Origin of the sequence: Frigoribacterium sp. PhB24 (genome assembly GCF_003755185.1) — a bacterium.
Classification (GTDB): domain Bacteria; phylum Actinomycetota; class Actinomycetes; order Actinomycetales; family Microbacteriaceae; genus Frigoribacterium.
Map to the genome: position 1 here is coordinate 301,243 of NZ_RKIC01000009.1, position 16,937 is coordinate 318,179.

A 16,937-nucleotide genomic window follows, 5' to 3' on the forward strand; every position below is an offset into this window, starting at 1 on the left:
TCTAGGCCAGGTTGATCAATTCGGAGTAGTCCGGCGTCCAGTGGTCCTCGGTGCCCTCGGGCATGATCAGCACGCGCTCGGGGTTCAGTGCCTCGACGGCTCCTTCGTCGTGGCTCACGAGGACGACGGCGCCCTCGTAGTTGCTGAGGGCGTCGAGGATCTCGAGGCGGCTCGCGGGGTCGAGGTTGTTGGTGGGTTCGTCGAGCAGCAGGACGTTCGCCCCGGAGACGACGATCATGGCCAGGGCCAGTCGGGTCTTCTCGCCACCCGACAGCACGCCGGCCGGTTTGGCCGAGTCGTCGCCGGTGAAGAGGAACGAGCCCAGGACTCGACGAGCCTCCATCTCGGTGATGTTCGGCGAGGACGACACCATGTTCTCGAGCACGCTGCGCTTGACGTCGATCGTCTCGTGCTCCTGCGCGTAGTAGCCGACCCGGAGGCCGTGACCCGGCTCGAGCTGTCCCGTGTCGGGGGCGTCGACCCCCGCGAGGATGCGCAGCAAGGTCGTCTTGCCCGCGCCGTTCAGGCCCAAAATAACGACCTTCGAGCCGCGGTCGATGGCGAGGTCCACCGCGGTGAAGATCTCGAGCGAGCCGTAGCTCTTGGAGAGGTTCGAGGCCATCAGCGGCGTCTTGCCGCATGCGACCGGCGTCGGGAACCGCAGTTTCGCGACACGGTCGACCGCGCGCACCTCGTCGAGGCCCGAGAGCAACTTCTCGGCTCGCGCCACCATCTGGTGCGCCGCGGCGGCCTTCGAGGCCTTGGCGCCGAAGCGGGCGGCCTGCTTCTGCAGGGCCGAGGCCTGCTTCTCCGCGTTCGAGCGTTCCTTCTTGCGGCGCTCCTCGTCAGCGGCCCGTTGCCTCTGGTAGTTGCGCCAGCCCATGTTGTAGACGTCGATGGACTGCCGGTTGGCATCGAGGTAGAAGACGCGGTTGACGACTTCCTCGACCAGTTCGATGTCGTGGCTGATGACGATGACCCCGCCCTGGTACGTCTTGAGGTACTCGCGCAGCCAGACGACCGAGTCGGCGTCGAGGTGGTTCGTCGGCTCGTCCAGGATCATCGTGTCGGCTGCCGAGAACAGGATGCGGGCCAGCTCGATGCGCCGCCGCTGCCCGCCCGAGAGGGTGGACAGGGGTTGGTCGAGGATGCGGTCGGGCAGGCTGAGGTTGCTCGCGATGGAGGCGGCCTCGGCCTCGGCCGCGTACCCGCCGAGGGCGTTGAACTGGTCGTCGAGATCGCCGTAACGCTTCATGGCACGAGCGGCGACGTCGGGGTCGGGGTCGCCCATGGCGAGGGTGGCCTCCTGGATGCCGAGCAGCAGCTGGCCGAGACCACGGGCGTCGAGGATGCGCGTCCGGGCCAGGTCTTCGGGGTTTCCGCTACGCGGATCCTGCGGCAGGTAGCCGATCTCACCGGAGCGCTCGATCTTGCCGCCCGTCGGCAGGGTCTCGCCGGCCAGTGTCTTGGTCATCGTCGTCTTGCCGGCGCCGTTGCGGCCGACGAGGCCGATCTTGTCGCCCCGGTCGACCCGGAACGAGACGTCGGCCATGAGGAGGCGCGCGCCGACGCGGATCTCGAGATCGTGCACGGAGAGCACAGCAGATGTCCAATCGATTGGTGAGGAGTCCACAACGGGGCCCGGAAGGGGGCCGCCCATAGGATGGGGACGTCGTGTGGAGAGGGTCGCAGCACTGCGCTGCCGACCAGCCGCTCGGCCGATCAACCTACCCATTCTAGGAGTCTCCATGACGAACACTGCCGCATCGACCTCACGGCCGGTCCTCGCCGACCGTCTGGTGGCGCGGGGCGCCGCCACCGACGTGGCTCTCGTGCTCGGGGGTGTGGCCGTGGTCTCGGCCCTCGCGCAGGTGCAGGTGCCGCTCTGGCCCGTGCCCGTCACGGGGCAGACGCTCGGCGTGATGCTCGTTGGCGCCTCCCTCGGCGCCCGTCGCGGTGCGCTCTCCTTGGCGACGTACCTGGTGCTGGGCGTCGCCGGCTTGCCGATCTTCGCCGAGTTCTCGGGTGGCCCTCTCAGCGTCCTCAAGCCGAGCTTCGGCTTCGTGATCGGATTCGTCGTCGCGGCGGCCGTCATCGGCTGGCTGTCCGAGCGGGACTGGGACAAGAAATGGTGGCGCTCGGCGGCCGCCTTCTTCCTGGCGAGCCTCATCCCCTTCGCCGTGGGGCTTCCCTATCTGGCGGTCGTGCTCGGTTCGCTGGGTCTGCCGAACGACCTGCCGAGCGTCCTCGCCGCGGGTCTCTACCCGTTCGTCGTCGGCGGCATCGCCAAGTGGCTGATCGCCGCGGCGGCCCTGCCCCTCGCCTGGCGTGCGCTGAAGCGCATCGGTGACTAGCGCCTCCTGCTCCCCGGCGTGATCGTCGACGACACACGACGAAGCCCCGCCCCTCTCGGAGGGGCGGGGCTTCGTCGTCGTGCCGACGGGCGGGGCTCAGATGGAGAACCCGATGGCGCGCATCATGTCGCGTCCGTCGTCCGTGATGCGGTCGGGGCCCCACGGCGGCATCCACACCCAGTTGATGCGGAACGCGTCGACGACACCGTCGAGGGCGTTGGCGGTGTCGCCCTCGATGACGTCGGTCAAGGGGCAACCCGCGCTCGTGAGGGTCATGCTGATGATGAGCGCGTTCTCGTGCTCTTCGTCCATAGCCAGGTCGTAGATGAGCCCGAGGTCGACGATGTTGACGCCCAGCTCGGGGTCGACCACCTCTTTCAGGGCCTCGATGGTCTGGTCGAATTTCTCGGGGCTGAGTGCGACGGCCACGATCAGACCGCCGTGGTGGCGGCGGCCTCGGCGGCAGCTGCCGTCACGTACCGGTCGTAACCCTCGTTCTCGAGACGGTCGGCCAGCTCCGGCCCACCCTCGTCGGCGACGTGGCCGTCGACGAACACGTGCACGAAGTCAGGCTTGATGTAGCGGAGGATGCGCGTGTAGTGGGTGATGAGCAGCAGACCGAGACCCGTGTTGGCCTTGGCGCGGTTGACGCCTTCGGAGACGATCTTGAGCGCGTCGACGTCGAGACCGGAGTCGGTCTCGTCGAGGACGGCGAACTTCGGCTTGAGCAACTCGAGCTGCATGATCTCGTGGCGCTTCTTCTCGCCACCCGAGAAGCCCTCGTTGACGTTGCGCTCGGCGAAGGCCGAGTCCATCTTGAGAGCGGTCATCGACTCGCGCAGGTCTTTGATCCATCCGCGGATGGCGGGTGCTTCCCCGTCGAGGGCGGTCTTGGCGGTGCGGAGGAAGTTCGAGACCGTGACCCCAGGGATCTCGACGGGGTACTGCATGGCGAGGAAGAGCCCGGCCTTGGCGCGCTCGTCGACGCTCATCTCGAGCACCTCACGACCGTCGAGCAGGATGGAGCCCCCGTCGACGTTGTAGCGGGGGTGACCGGCGATCGTGTAGGCGAGGGTGGACTTGCCCGAGCCGTTGGGGCCCATGACGGCGTGGATCTCGCCCTCGTTGATGGTGAGGTCGACGCCTTTGAGGATGGGCTTGGGGCCGGCGTCGGTGTCGATGCTGACCTTGAGGTCGCGGATCTCGAGAGTGGACATACGTTCTGTTCCTTTACTGTGCGGCGCCGGTGGAGGTCGACGCGGTGTCGACGTACACCTCGCCGTCGATGACGGAGACCGAGAAGACCGGTACGGGTTCGTAGGCGGGCAGCGTGAGCGGCTTGCCGGTGGTGAGCTCGAATTTGGAGCCGTGAGCCCAGCACTCGAGGGTGTCGTCCTCGACGAAACCCTCGGAGAGCGAGATGTCACCGTGGGTGCAGGTGTCACCGATCGCGTGGATCGTGCCCGCACTGTCTTTCACGACGGCGATCGCGACACCGTCGACGACCACACGGTGGGCCTGGGAGGGGCTGACGTCGTCGACGCCGCAGACCTTCGTCGCCATCAGGCGACCGTCTCGTCGGTCGTCGCCTCGCCCGCGGCCAGCTCGAGTTCGATGGCGTCCACCAGACGAGCCTGGAGGTCGGAGTCACCGATCTTCTGGATGACCTCGACGAGGAAGCCCAGCACCACCAGTCGCCGCGCCTCGTGCTCGGAGATGCCTCGTGACTGGAGGTAGAAAAGGTGCTCGTCGTCGAAGCGGCCGGTCGCGCTCGCGTGACCCGCGCCCTCGATGTCGCCGGTCTCGATCTCGAGGTTCGGGATCGAGTCGGCGCGCGTGCCCTCGCTCAAGACGAGGTTGCGGTTCTGCTCGTAGCTGTCCGTGCCCGGGGCGGAGCGCCCGATGAGCACGTCACCGATCCAGACCGTGCGTGCTCCCGCCCCTTGCAGCGCACCCTTGTAGTTGACGCGGCTGCGCGTCTTGGGGGCGTCGTGGTTGACGTAGACCTGTTGTTCGAGGTGCTGGCCGGCATCGGCGAAGTACACGCCGTAGAGTTCGGCGTCGGCACCCTGCTCGGCCAGGTGGGCCGAGGGGTTGACCCGGACGACCGAACCACCGAGGCTCACCACGAAGTGCTTGAGCTGCGCGTCGCGACCGATGCGGGCATGGTGGCTCGCGAGGTGGACGGCGTCGTCGTCCCACTCCTGCAGGGTCACGACGGTGAGGTGCGCCCCCTCGTCGACGACGATCTCGACGTTTTCGACGAGGTGCGCCGAACCGGTGTTGCGGAGGACGACCATGGCCTGGCTGTTGGCCTTGGCATGGATCACGGTGTGGGCCGCACGCGGCTCGCGATCGAGACCCGAGCGCCCGATGGTGATCGACGACGGCTCGTCACCGTCGAGGGTGACGGTGAGCACCTTCTCGACGCTCGACCAGGCGTTGGCGGCCGCCTTGTCCTCGGGGGTCCCCGCCGTGCCGACCCGCGAGTCGGTGCGGTCGACCCATTCGACGGCCGCTCCCGGCGTCTCCCGGGCGAGGTACGCATAGGGCGAACCATCGAGGTCACCGTCGATCAACGGACGGAGGCGCGACACGGGGCTCAGCTTCCAGTCCACCTCGCGACCGGTGACGTCGGGGAAGGCGGAGGGATCGATCGAGGTGAACCGCCCGGAACGGGTCTGTACGGGCACGAGGCCCCAGCCGCCGTCGCTGTGGGCACCGGCGCCGTGTTGGACGCCCGGCGAAGGGGTGGACTCTGATGTGGTGGTGGGTGCTGCGGCGGACATCTAGCCGACTGATCCTTCCATGCTCATCTCGATGAGCTTGTTGAGTTCGAGCGCGTACTCCATCGGGAGCTCGCGGGCGATGGGCTCGATGAAGCCACGAACGATCATGGCCATCGCCTCGTCCTCGGCCATGCCGCGTGACATGAGGTAGAAGAGCTGCTCTTCGCTGACTCGCGACACGGTGGCTTCGTGACCCAGCTGGACGTCGTCGACGCGGATGTCGATCGCGGGATAGGTGTCGGAGCGGGAGATCGTGTCGACGAGCAGGGCGTCGCAGCGGACCGTGTTGGCCGCGTGGTGGGCGGCCTCGTCGACACGCACCTCGCCGCGGTAACCGGCTCGGCCACCGCCTCGCGCGATCGACTTGGAGACGATCGACGACGTGGTGTACGGAGCCATGTGGATCATCTTCGCGCCGGCGTCCTGGTGTTGACCGGGGCCCGCGAAGGCGACGGACAGGGTCTCGCCCTTGGCGTGCTCGCCGACCAGGTAGATGGACGGGTACTTCATCGTGACCTTCGAGCCGATGTTGCCGTCGATCCACTCCATGGTCGCGCCCTCGTGGGCGATCGCACGCTTGGTGACCAGGTTGTAGACGTTGTTCGACCAGTTCTGGATCGTGGTGTACCGCACGCGGGCGTTCTTCTTCACGATGATCTCGACCACGGCCGAGTGCAGCGAGTCGGACTTGTAGATCGGGGCCGTGCAGCCCTCGATGTAGTGCACGTAGCTGCCCTCGTCGGCGATGATCAGCGTCCGCTCGAACTGGCCCATGTTCTCGGTGTTGATGCGGAAGTACGCCTGCAGCGGGATCTCGACGTGGACGCCCTTGGGCACGTAGACGAACGAGCCGCCCGACCAGACGGCCGTGTTCAAGGCGGCGAACTTGTTGTCGCCGGCGGGGATGACGGTGCCGAAGTACTCCTGGAAGATCTCGGGGTGCTCGCGCAGCGCGGTGTCGGTGTCCATGAAGATGACACCCTGCTGCTCGAGGTCCTCGCGGATCTGGTGATAGACCACCTCGGACTCGTACTGAGCAGCGACACCCGCCACGAGGCGGTTGCGTTCGGCCTCGGGGATGCCGAGCTTCTCGTAGGTGTTCTTGATGTCGTCCGGCAGCTCGTCCCAGGTGGTCGCCTGCTTCTCGGTCGACCTTACGAAATACTTGATGTTGTCGAAGTCGATGCCCGAGAGGTCGGCACCCCACGTCGGCATGGGCTTGCGCTCGAACAGCGTCAGGCCCTTCAGCCTGTTCTTGAGCATCCACTCGGGTTCGCTCTTCAGGTTCGAGATGTCGGTGACGACCTCGGGTGACACCCCTCGGCGCGCGGAGGCGCCCGCGGTGTCGGAGTCGGACCAGCCGAACTCGTACTGCCCCAGGCTCGCGAGCTCGGGTCGATCGATCAACACGTCTGACATGACTACCTCTTTCTCTGCCGGACCGAACACGGGTCGGCCGAACGGCATTCCCCGGGTGATGGAGCGGCCCGGTTGCTCGCCTTGCGAGTCGAACACACCGGCTGTCGTCGCCGCGTCGGACGACGCTCGACGTGATCGAGTCGCCAGGTGACGTTGCTTAGACTGATGCTGAGGGCCGTGCACCGCTTCTGCGGATCTCACGGCCTTCGGATGTCTCCGTCGACACCCTGCCGGGTCGTGTTCCTGAACCCGTTGATTCTACAGGGCCGACCGCCGAAAGTGACGAAAGGCAGCAAGTCGTGAGCAACGCACAGGTGGGCACCACCGGAGTCCTGACCCGAGCCTGGTCGTGGCTGCCCACGACCGTCGACCGCCGGGTCCGGTTCATCGCCTGGGCGTCGTTCGTCTGTCAGGTGCTCCTGATCGGCACAGGGGGCGCCGTGAGGCTCACCGGGTCCGGCCTCGGCTGCCCCACCTGGCCGCGCTGCACCGCCGACTCGTTCGTCAGCACGCCCGAGATGGGCATCCACGGTGTCATCGAGTTCGGCAACCGTCTGCTGACCTTCGTGCTCACCCTCGTGGTCATCCTGGCGTTCCTCTTCGTGTTGCGGATGCGCAAGGTCCGGCGTGACTTCTTCTGGCTCACCCTGGTCCAGGGGCTCAGCATTCCCTTCCAGGCCGTGCTCGGGGGGATCACCGTCCTCACCGGCCTGAACCCCTATATCGTCGGGGCCCACTTCGTCGTCTCGATCGTCCTCGTCGCCCTGACCACGACGTTGCTCTGGCGGGTGTACCGCGGGCCCCGAGGGCACCATGCCGCGACGCCACGGGGCTACGCGCGGCTCGTGCACGTCGCGTCGGCCGTGGTGGCCGTCACGGTGGTCGTCGGCGTCCTGACGACCGGCTCCGGCCCGCACGCCGGCGACGCGGCCACGCCCCGCAACGGTCTGGACCCGGCGATCATGGACCACGTCCACAGCTGGCCCGCCTATGCCACCCTCGCCCTCACCCTCGCCGTCGTCGTGTGGACCTTCCGGGCCGGCCTCCCCCGCCGGTTCCCCCTGACTCTCCTCGGAATCGAGCTCGTCCAGATCGCGGTGGGGATCACGCAGGCACGCACGGGTCTGCCGCCCCTGCTCGTCGGCAGCCACATGGTGCTGGCGGCCCTGCTCGTGGCGGCCACGACCGCGGTCGTGCTGTCGCTCCGCAACGATCAGGCGCCGGACGAGGTCGAGCCGATCGTCGAGGCGGCTGCCGTCCGCGCCTGACTTCCCCGGCGAGGGGCACTCCGACCGCGTCGCATGACGGTGTCGACGTCGTCCTGGTCGACGACGACGAATCCCGTCCGTTCGTAGAGGGACACCGCCCGGCTGCCCGTGAGCACGTCGAGGGTGATCGACCCCGCGGCGACCGAGGCGATCGCCTCGGCGAGGAGGGTCGTCCCGATGCCGTGACCTCGCGCCTCCTCGACCAGGTAGAAGTGGCGCAGCCACGTCGTGTCGTCTCCGGGGTGCAGGGCGATGCACCCGAGGAGGCGCCGGTCGTCTTCGACGACGCGCGTCTCGGTGGCGACGAACTCGCGCTCGAACCGTGCTCGGTGCCGCGGTGGGTTCCAGATGCCGAGACGCTCGAACTCCGGTCTGAGGACCGCGAGCTTGAGTTCGGTCAGCGGACCGAGGTTGTCCGGGCAGGCCGGACGGACGGTCCACGTACGAGGGACCACGGGATCAGAAGGGCAGAAGGGGGTCGACGCCGACGGCGACGAAGAGAAGCGTGAGGTAGGTGATGGAACTGTGGAACACGCGCATCGGACGGACCTCGGCGACGTGCTGGATGGCCCGGCTGTAGAGCCGGTGCGACTCCCACACGAACCAGGCGCCGCTGGCCAGCGCGACGACCGTGTAGAGGGCGCCCATGCCGGCGACGGGCACCAGGATCAGGGAGCACACGACCGTCGCCCAGGCATACAGGATGACCTGCAGCCCGACGATCGAGCGGCCACGCACGACCGCGAGCATGGGCACGTCGGCCGCTGCGTAGTCGTCGCGGTACTTCATCGACAGCGGCCAGTAGTGCGGTGGGGTCCAGAGGAAGATCACCATGAACAAGATGACGGCGGACCACGAGAGGTCGTTCGTGACGGCAGCCCAGCCGATCAGGACGGGCATGCACCCGGCGATGCCGCCCCACACGATGTTCTGGGGGGTGCGGCGCTTCAGCCAGAGCGTGTACACGACGACGTAGAACAGGATCGCGCCCAGCGAGAGAGCCGCCGAGAGCAGGTTGACCGTGAGGGCGAGCCAGACGATCGACGCGACGCCGACGACGTACGAGAAGACGAGCGCCTCGCGGTCGCTCACGTCGCCCGTGACGAGCGGTCGCCCCTGGGTGCGCTTCATGATGCGGTCGATGTCGCGGTCGATGTAGCAGTTGAAAGCCGAGGCCGACCCGGCGCTCAAGGCCCCACCGATCAACGTCGCCGCGACGAGCCACAGGTTGGGGATGCCGCCTTGGGCCAGGAACATCGTCGGGGCCGTGGTGACGAGCAGGAGCTCCATCACGCGGGGCTTCGTGAGGGCGACGTAGGCCCGAGCCTTGCGACGGAAGCCCCGGGGTGACGTGTCGGGGCGGATGTCAACGGCTGCGGTCATGAGTCCTCTAACGAGACGAACGGTTTGCCCAAGGAGTCTAGGCGATGAACGTCGACGCTGACGGCGAACCCTCCGCCGGATGCGGACGGACACGGGGGGTTCGTCCCTATACTTGCAGGAGCTTGCCAGTCGCACGCCCTCTCGGTCCCGAATCATCCGGACGAACGGTCCTGATCCCCGCCCCCAGCGTGTGTGCGACCCAGCCGACGACGTCTCGGCAGGCGCACGTCAGCGCGGGAGCGAATCGACCCCGCGCAGTTCGCATCAAGAAGGGTCAACTTCCAGTGGCAGATCTGCAATGGGAATCCATTGACAACAAAGCAGTCGACACGGTCCGCGTCCTCGCGGCCGACGCGGTGGAGAAGGTCGGCAACGGCCACCCCGGCACCGCGATGAGCCTGGCGCCCGCCGCCTACTTGCTCTTCCAGAAGGTCATGCGTCGTGACCCGAGCGACAGCACCTGGATCGGTCGTGACCGGTTCATCCTGTCCGTCGGGCACAGCTCGTTGACGCAGTACATCCAGTTCTACCTGGGTGGCTACGGTCTCGAGCTCGACGACCTCGAGGCGCTGCGCACCTGGGGCTCCAAGACTCCCGGCCACCCCGAGTACGGCCACACCGACGGCATCGAGATCACGACGGGCCCGTTGGGCCAGGGCTTCGCGAGCTCGGTGGGCTTCGCCTACGCCGCCCGCTTCGAGCGTGGTCTCTTCGACCCCGAGGCCGCCCCCGGCACGAGCCCGTTCGACCACTTCGTCTACGTCATCGCCGGTGACGGCGACATGCAAGAGGGCGTCACGAGCGAGGCCGCCTCGCTGGCCGGCCACCAGAAGCTCGGCAACCTGGTCGCGATCTACGACTCGAACCAGATCTCGATCGAGGACGACACCAACATCGCCTTCACCGAGGACGTCCACAAGCGCTTCGAGTCGTACGACTGGGACGTCCAGGTCGTCGACTGGAAGAAGACCGGCGAGTACGTCGAGGACGTCGCCGAACTGCACGACGCCATCGAGAAGGCCAAGGCCGTCACCGACAAGCCTTCGCTGATCATCCTCAAGACGATCATCGGCTGGCCCTCGCCCAAGAAGCAGAACTCCGGCAAGATCCACGGCTCGGCACTGGGTGCCGACGAGGTCGCCGGTCTCAAGTCGGTCCTCGGCTTCGACCCCGAGAAGTCGTTCGACGTCGACCCCGCCGTCCTCGAGCACACCCGCAAGGCCGTCGAGCGCGGCCAGGCGCAGCACGCCGAGTGGGACGAGAAGCTCGCCGCCTGGGCGTCGGCCAACCCCGACAAGAAGGTCATGCTCGACCGCATCCTCGCCAACGAGCTGCCCGAGGGCATCGAAGAGGCGCTGCCCGTCTTCGAGGCCGGCAAGGACGTCTCGACGCGCGCGGCCTCCGGAAAGGTCATCAACGCCCTCGCCGGCGTCGTTCCCGAACTCTGGGGCGGTTCGGCCGACCTGGCCGAGTCGAACCTGACGACCATCACGGGCTCGAAGTCGTTCGTCCCGACCGAGTGGTCGACCGACGAGTGGAGCGGCGACCCCTACGGTCGCGTGCTGCACTTCGGCATCCGTGAGCACGCGATGGGAGCCATCCTCAACGGCATCACGCTGCACGGCAACACGCGTCCGTTCGGTGGCACGTTCCTGATCTTCAGCGACTACATGCGCCCCGCGGTCCGCCTCGCAGCGCTGATGAAGTCTCCTGCAATCTACGTGTGGACCCACGACTCCGTGGCCCTCGGCGAGGACGGTCCGACCCACCAGCCGATCGAGCAGCTCGCGTCCCTCCGGGCCATCCCCGACCTCGACGTGGTCCGCCCGGCCGACGCCAACGAGACGGCCTGGGCCTGGGCGACCATCCTCGAGCGCCACCACGGCCCCGCGGGCATCGCGCTCAGTCGTCAGAACCTGCCCGTCTTCGAGCGCGGCACCGGTGACGCCGAGGGGGACACCTTCGCGTCGGCCAAGAACGTCGCGAAGGGTGCCTACGTCCTGGCCGAGGCGCCGGGCGGCACGCCCGACGTGATCTTCGTCGCGACCGGTTCCGAGGTGCAGATCGCCGTCGAGGCCCGCGAGGTCCTGCGCGGCGAGGGCATCAACGCCCGCGTCGTCTCGGCTCCGAGCATCGAGTGGTTCGACGAGCAGACCGACGAGTACAAAGAGGCCGTCCTGCCGGCCGCCGTCAAGGCCCGCGTCTCGATCGAGGCCGGTGTGGCCATGCCGTGGCGCGGCATCGTCGGTGACGCCGGCCGCAGCGTGTCGATCGAGCACTTCGGTGCCTCGGCCGACTACAAGACGCTGTTCAAGCAGTTCGGCATGACGACCGAAGCCGCCGTCGCCGCCGCCAAGGACTCGATCGCCGCTCTCTGAGCGTCGACAAAGGAAGAAGAAGAACATGACTGATTCGAACACCGCACAGCTCTCCGCCGCCGGCGTGAGCATCTGGCTCGACGACCTCTCGCGCGAGCGCATCAACGCGGGTGGCCTGCAGAAGCTGATCGCCGAGCGCAACGTCGTCGGCGTGACGACCAACCCGACGATCTTCGCGTCGGCTCTCGCCAAGGGCGAGGCCTACGACGACCAGGTCGCCCTGCTCGCCAAGACCGGGGTCAGCGTCACCGACGCCGTCTTCGAGATCACGACGGACGATGTCACCCGTGCCTGCGACATCTTCCGTGAGGTCTACGACACGACCGACGGATTCGACGGTCGCGTGTCGATCGAGGTCGAGCCTGGTCTCGCCCACGACGCCCAGGGCACGATCGACCAGGCGGTCAAGCTGGCCGCCAAGGTCGGACGCCCCAACGCCCTCATCAAGATCCCCGCGACCGTCGAGGGCCTCGAGGCCATCACCGCGGTCATCGCCCAGGGCATCAGCGTCAACGTCACCTTGATCTTCAGCCTCGAGCGCTACCGGGCCGTCATCAACGCGTATCTCACGGGTCTCGAGCAGGCCAAGGCCGCCGGCATCGACATCACCGAGATCCACTCCGTCGCCTCGTTCTTCGTGTCGCGCGTCGACACCGAGATCGACAAGCGCCTCGATGCGGTCGGTACCGACGAGGCCAAGGCTCTCAAGGGCAAGGCGGGCGTCGCCAACGCCCAGCTCGCCTACGAGGTCTACCAGCAGGCTTTCGACTCCGAGCGCGCCAAGGGCCTCATCGCCGCCGGTGCGAACAAGCAGCGCCCCCTCTGGGCCTCGACCGGTGTCAAGGACCCGGCCGTCCTCGACACGACCTACGTGGTCGAGCTCGTCGCCCAGGACGTCGTCAATACGATGCCCGAGAAGACGCTCGAGGCGACCTTCGACCACGGCGACGTCCGCGGCGACACGATCAGCGCCTCCTACGCCTCGGCCAACGAGGTCATGGACGCCATCGCGGCCCAGGGCGTCTCGTACGACGACGTCACCGAGGCCCTCGAGAAAGAGGGCGTCGAGAAGTTCATCGTCTCGTGGAACGAGCTGCTCGACACGGTCACGGCCGCACTCGAGGCAGCGAAGCCCGCCGGGGAGTCCAAGTGACGATCACCATCGCTGCCAGCGGAGACGCGGCGCAGGCGGTCGAGACGGTCGTCCCTCAGCTCGTGAGCGACCTCGTCGCCTCGGGCATCACGGCACAGAACCCCACCCTGTGGGGCCCTGACGCCGAGGACGAGTCCGCCAAGCGACTCGGCTGGACCGAGGCCGTCGTGGTCTCGACCCCGCTGCTCGACGAGATCGACGCGCTGCGTGACGAACTCGCCGCCAAGGGCGTCGACCACGTCGTGCTCGCGGGCATGGGCGGATCGTCGCTCGCGCCCGAGGTCATCACGCGCACCTACGGCGTCGAACTCACCGTGCTCGACGCCACGGAGCCCGGTCAGGTCCTCACCGCCCTCGCCGACCGTCTCGAGCGCACCGTGCTCGTCGTGTCCTCGAAGTCGGGCTCGACCGTCGAGACGGCCAGCCAGCGCAAGACGTTCGAGAAGGCGTTCACCGACGCCGGCATCGACCCCGTCGACCGCATCGTCGTGGTCACCGACCCGGGTTCGCCCCTCGACGGGCAGGCTCGCGAGGCCGGTTATCGAGTCTTCAACGCCGATCCCAACATCGGTGGGCGCTACTCGGCCCTCTCGGCGTTCGGCCTCGTGCCGTCCGGCCTGGCCGGTGCCGACATCCGCGAGCTGCTCGCCGAGGCCGACGCCGTCACGGTCGAGCTGGCACAGGACCGCGCGGACAACCCCGGCCTCGTGCTGGGCGCCGTCCTGGCGGGTACGTCGCCGCTGCGCGACAAGATCGCCATCGTCGCCGACGGCACCCACATCGTCGGGTTCCCGGACTGGGCCGAACAGCTCATCGCCGAATCGACCGGCAAACAGGGTCGCGGTCTGCTCCCCGTCGTGATCGGTACCTCCGCCCCCGAGATCACGGCGGGTCTGCACGACGTGCAGGTCGTCCGCCTCGTGGCGAACGCTGACGAGACCCGTGAGGTCGCGCCCGGCGAGGTCGAGATCTCGGGTTCGCTCGGTGGCCAGATCATGGTCTGGGAGTACGCCGTCGCGGTGGCCGGTCGCCTGCTCGACATCAACCCGTTCGACCAGCCCGACGTCGAGTCGGCCAAGGTCGCGACTCGGGCGCTGCTCGACGACCGCCCCGAGCCCACTCCCCCTGCCTTCACGGCCGAGGGCGTCGAGGTCCGTCAGGTCGGAGGCATCGAACCGGGCGACACCCTCGAGTCGGCCGTGGGCGCTCTGCTCTCGCACCTGAGCGACGACGGATACCTGTCGATCCAGGCTTACGTGGATCGAGTGGCGAACCCGCAGCTCGAAGAGGTCCGCGATCTGCTCGCCGCGCGCACGCAGCGTCCCGTCACCTTCGGGTGGGGGCCGCGATTCCTGCACTCGACGGGTCAGTACCACAAGGGCGGCCCAGCCAACGGCGTGTTCCTGCAGATCACGCAGGTGCCCGAGACCGACCTCGAGATCCCGGACAGCCCGTTCACGTTCGGGCAGCTCGTCCAGGCCCAGGCCGCGGGCGACGCGAAGGTCCTGGCAGAACACGGGCGTCCCGTGCTCACGCTGACGGTGACCGACGTGGCCGCCGCGCTGCCGGTCATCACCGCCGCTCTCCGCTGAGTCGAAAGGGCCGGCGTCCTCACGGGCGCCGGCCCTTTCGTCTTGCCCCGGTGATCCCCGCCGTCCTCACTCGCCCGCGCCCGGATCTCCCCCTCGAACCACAGAACGGATGCCCATGTCACCGGTGCCGATCACCCCGGAGTCCAACCCACTGAGGCTGCCCTCCGACCGGCGTCTCAATCGCATCGCCGGCCCCAGCGGCCTCATCATCTTCGGCGTGACGGGGGATCTCTCCCGCAAGAAGCTCATGCCCGCCGTCTACGACCTCGCCAACCGTGGCCTGCTGCCGCCGGGCTTCGCACTCGTCGGGTTCGCCCGGCGCGAGTTCGAGGGTCAGGACTTCGAGCAGGTCGTCTACGAGGCCGTGAAGCAGCACGCGCGCACGGCGTTCGACGAAGACGTCTGGCGCCAGCTCAAAGAAGGATTCCGTTTCGTCCAGGGAGTCTTCGACGACGCCGACGCGTTCGCTCGACTCAAGGACACCATCGAAGAGCTTGACCGTGAGCGCGGCACGATGGGCAACCACGCGTTCTACCTCTCCATCCCCCCCAAGGCCTTCCCCATGGTCACCGAACAACTGCGCAATTCGGGGCTCGCCGAAGAGAAGGACGGTGCGTGGCGACGTGTCGTCATCGAGAAGCCCTTCGGCAGCGACCTGACGTCGGCTCGCGAACTCAACGCCGTCGTCGAGACCGTGTTCGAGCCCGACAGCGTCTTCCGCATCGATCACTACCTCGGCAAAGAGACGGTGCAGAACCTGCTCACGCTCCGCTTCGCCAACCAGATGTACGAACCCCTCTGGAACTCCAACTACGTGGACCACGTCCAGATCACCATGGCCGAGGACATCGGCGTCGGCGGGCGAGCTGGTTACTACGACGGGATCGGGGCCGCTCGCGACGTCATCCAGAACCACCTCCTCCAATTGCTCGCGCTCACGGCCATGGAAGAACCCGTCACGTTCGCCGCTCGCGACCTCCGGGCCGAGAAGGAGAAGATCCTGTCGGCCGTCCGCCTGCCTGCCGACCTCGCCGCGGGCACCGCCCGGGGCCAGTACGCCGGAGGGTGGCAAGGTGGTGAGAAGGTCCTCGGCTTCCTCGACGAAGAGGGCATGAACCCCCAGAGCACGACGGAGACCTTCGCCGCGATCAAGCTCGAGATCGCGACCCGTCGGTGGGCGGGTGTGCCGTTCTACCTCCGCGCGGGAAAACGCCTCGGGCGTCGGGTGACCGAAATAGCCGTGGTGTTCAAGCAGGTGCCCGAGAACATCTTCGGCACCCAGACGTCCCTGGGGCAGAACGCGCTCGTGATCCGTGTCCAGCCCGACGAGGGAGTGACCCTGCGATTCGGGTCGAAGGTGCCCGGCATCGGCACGCAGGTCCGCGACGTCACGATGGACTTCGGCTACGGCCACGCCTTCACCGAGGCGAGCCCCGAGGCCTACGAGCGTCTCATCCTCGACGTACTCCTCGGTGACCCACCGCTGTTCCCCCGACACGAGGAGGTCGAACTGTCCTGGAAGATCCTCGACCCGATCGAGGAGTTCTGGGCCACGCAGGGCCAGCCCGAGCAGTACCGACCCGGCACGTGGGGCCCCGCCTCGGCCGATGAACTCATGGCCCGAGACGGCCGTACCTGGAGGCGTCCGTGATCGTCGACCTGCCCGACAGCACCATCAGCCGCGTCCAGAAGGCGCTCGTCAAGATCAGGGAAGAAGGAGGCGCGGTGGCGTTGGGCCGTGTCCTCACGTTGATCATCTCCACCCGGCTCGGCGACGAGGAAGAAGCGATCGAGGCCGCGAACGACGCATCTCGCGAGCATCCCATGAGGGTCATCGTGGTGTCCACGTCGACCGACGACGACGACGCCGACGTCGTCGGTCGACTCGACGCCCAGATCCGCGTCGGTGGAGATGCCGGCGCCAGTGAGGTCATCCTGCTTCGCGCCTATGGCGAGACCGCGAGTGACGAGGAGGGGCTCGTCACCGGTCTCCTTCTGCCGGATGCTCCTGTCGTCGCGTGGTGGCCCAAGACCGCCCCCGTCGTCGTCTCCGAGTCTCCCCTGGGACGTATCGCCCAGCGGCGAATCACGGATGCCGCGAGTCAGCGCAACCCGCGTCAGTCGATCATCGACCTCGCGCGCAGTTACGCTCCCGGCGACACCGACTTCGCCTGGACCCGCCTCACCCTCTGGCGGGCACAGCTCGCCGCGGTGCTCGATCAGCCGCCCTACGAGTCGGTCACCGAGGTCGGTGTCTCAGGGGCGCCCGACTCCCCTTCGACCCTGCTGCTCGCCGCGTGGCTGCGTCTTCAGCTCCAGGTGCCGGTGGACGGCGAGTTGACGACACGGGCCACCGGTTCGAGCGGCATCCACGGGGTCCAACTGGTCCGCGCCTCCGGGTCCATCGTTCTCGAGAGGTCCCTCGACGACGTCGCCACACTGACCCAGCCCGGCCAGCCCACGCATGATCTCGCGCTGCCACGCCGCTCGCTGCGCGACTGCCTGGCCGAGGAACTCCGTAGACTCGACCCCGACGACCTGTTCGGGAACGTCGTGAGACACGGGGTCGGCCAACTGAGCGAACCCGTCCAGAGCAACTAG

Annotated in this window: 15 protein-coding genes; 7 read left to right on the plus strand and 8 right to left on the minus strand. The window is 67.7% G+C overall.

Going from position 1 to position 16,937, the window contains the following annotated elements:
• Position 1 precedes the first annotated feature (1 nt).
• On the minus strand, positions 2-1,600 hold the full coding sequence (locus tag EDF50_RS02005; protein ID WP_123517738.1) for an ABC-F family ATP-binding cassette domain-containing protein: 1,599 nt from the start codon (positions 1,598-1,600) through the stop codon (positions 2-4).
• Between the two features lie 148 nt (positions 1,601-1,748).
• Here EDF50_RS02005 and EDF50_RS02010 point away from each other — a divergent pair, with 148 nt between their 5' ends.
• Complete coding sequence (locus tag EDF50_RS02010) at positions 1,749-2,354, plus strand: biotin transporter BioY (RefSeq protein ID WP_123517740.1); 606 nt, start codon at positions 1,749-1,751, stop codon at positions 2,352-2,354.
• A 96-nt stretch (positions 2,355-2,450) separates the two neighbouring features.
• On the opposite strand, the gene EDF50_RS02015 is transcribed toward EDF50_RS02010, so the two are convergent.
• From EDF50_RS02015 to sufB, 5 genes are read right to left on the minus strand one after another with little or no spacing between them, the layout of a single operon-like run.
• On the minus strand, positions 2,451-2,783 hold the full coding sequence (locus EDF50_RS02015; protein ID WP_043594998.1) for a metal-sulfur cluster assembly factor: 333 nt from the start codon (positions 2,781-2,783) through the stop codon (positions 2,451-2,453).
• Between the two features lie 2 nt (positions 2,784-2,785).
• Positions 2,786-3,571: a Fe-S cluster assembly ATPase SufC gene (gene sufC / locus EDF50_RS02020; protein ID WP_123517742.1), complete on the minus strand. Its 786-nt coding sequence runs from the start codon at positions 3,569-3,571 to the stop codon at positions 2,786-2,788.
• 13 nt (positions 3,572-3,584) lie between these two features.
• Positions 3,585-3,920 carry a non-heme iron oxygenase ferredoxin subunit gene (locus tag EDF50_RS02025; RefSeq protein ID WP_370453963.1) on the minus strand — a complete coding sequence of 112 codons (336 nt, stop codon included), beginning with the start codon at positions 3,918-3,920 and terminating at the stop codon, positions 3,585-3,587.
• A complete protein-coding gene (gene sufD, locus EDF50_RS02030; RefSeq protein WP_123517746.1) occupies positions 3,917-5,143 on the minus strand; it encodes a Fe-S cluster assembly protein SufD in 1,227 nt (408 codons plus the stop codon). The genes EDF50_RS02025 and sufD overlap by 4 nt, the downstream gene beginning before the upstream one ends.
• Positions 5,144-6,562, minus strand: a complete 1,419-nt coding sequence (sufB, locus tag EDF50_RS02035) for a Fe-S cluster assembly protein SufB (protein WP_123518387.1) — start codon at positions 6,560-6,562, stop codon at positions 5,144-5,146.
• A 299-nt stretch (positions 6,563-6,861) separates the two neighbouring features.
• Between sufB and EDF50_RS02040 the strand changes: the two genes are divergently transcribed.
• Entirely contained in the window at positions 6,862-7,830 is a 969-nt protein-coding gene (locus tag EDF50_RS02040) for a heme A synthase (RefSeq protein ID WP_233570266.1), read from the plus strand.
• Here the strand turns inward: EDF50_RS02040 and EDF50_RS02045 are convergent.
• Positions 7,776-8,285 carry a GNAT family N-acetyltransferase gene (locus tag EDF50_RS02045; RefSeq protein WP_123517747.1) on the minus strand — a complete coding sequence of 170 codons (510 nt, stop codon included), beginning with the start codon at positions 8,283-8,285 and terminating at the stop codon, positions 7,776-7,778. The two genes, EDF50_RS02040 and EDF50_RS02045, sit on opposite strands and share 55 nt — an antisense overlap.
• Before the next feature lie 4 nt (positions 8,286-8,289).
• Complete coding sequence (locus EDF50_RS02050; protein ID WP_123517749.1) at positions 8,290-9,213, minus strand: heme o synthase; 924 nt, start codon at positions 9,211-9,213, stop codon at positions 8,290-8,292.
• A gap of 284 nt (positions 9,214-9,497) precedes the next feature.
• Between EDF50_RS02050 and tkt the strand changes: the two genes are divergently transcribed.
• From tkt to EDF50_RS02075, 5 genes are all read left to right on the plus strand, one after another.
• Positions 9,498-11,591, plus strand: coding sequence for a transketolase (tkt, locus tag EDF50_RS02055; protein ID WP_123517751.1), 2,094 nt, complete (start codon positions 9,498-9,500; stop codon positions 11,589-11,591).
• Positions 11,592-11,616: 25 nt separating this feature from the next.
• Positions 11,617-12,744 (plus strand): transaldolase, encoded by a 1,128-nt coding sequence (gene tal, locus EDF50_RS02060; RefSeq protein WP_123517752.1) that lies wholly within the window; start codon positions 11,617-11,619, stop codon positions 12,742-12,744.
• Entirely contained in the window at positions 12,741-14,336 is a 1,596-nt protein-coding gene (locus EDF50_RS02065) for a glucose-6-phosphate isomerase (protein ID WP_123517754.1), read from the plus strand. The genes tal and EDF50_RS02065 overlap by 4 nt, the downstream gene beginning before the upstream one ends.
• A gap of 115 nt (positions 14,337-14,451) precedes the next feature.
• Positions 14,452-15,987 carry a glucose-6-phosphate dehydrogenase gene (gene zwf / locus EDF50_RS02070; RefSeq protein WP_123517756.1) on the plus strand — a complete coding sequence of 512 codons (1,536 nt, stop codon included), beginning with the start codon at positions 14,452-14,454 and terminating at the stop codon, positions 15,985-15,987.
• Positions 15,984-16,937, plus strand: coding sequence for a glucose-6-phosphate dehydrogenase assembly protein OpcA (locus EDF50_RS02075; protein ID WP_123517758.1), 954 nt, complete (start codon positions 15,984-15,986; stop codon positions 16,935-16,937). The genes zwf and EDF50_RS02075 overlap by 4 nt, the downstream gene beginning before the upstream one ends.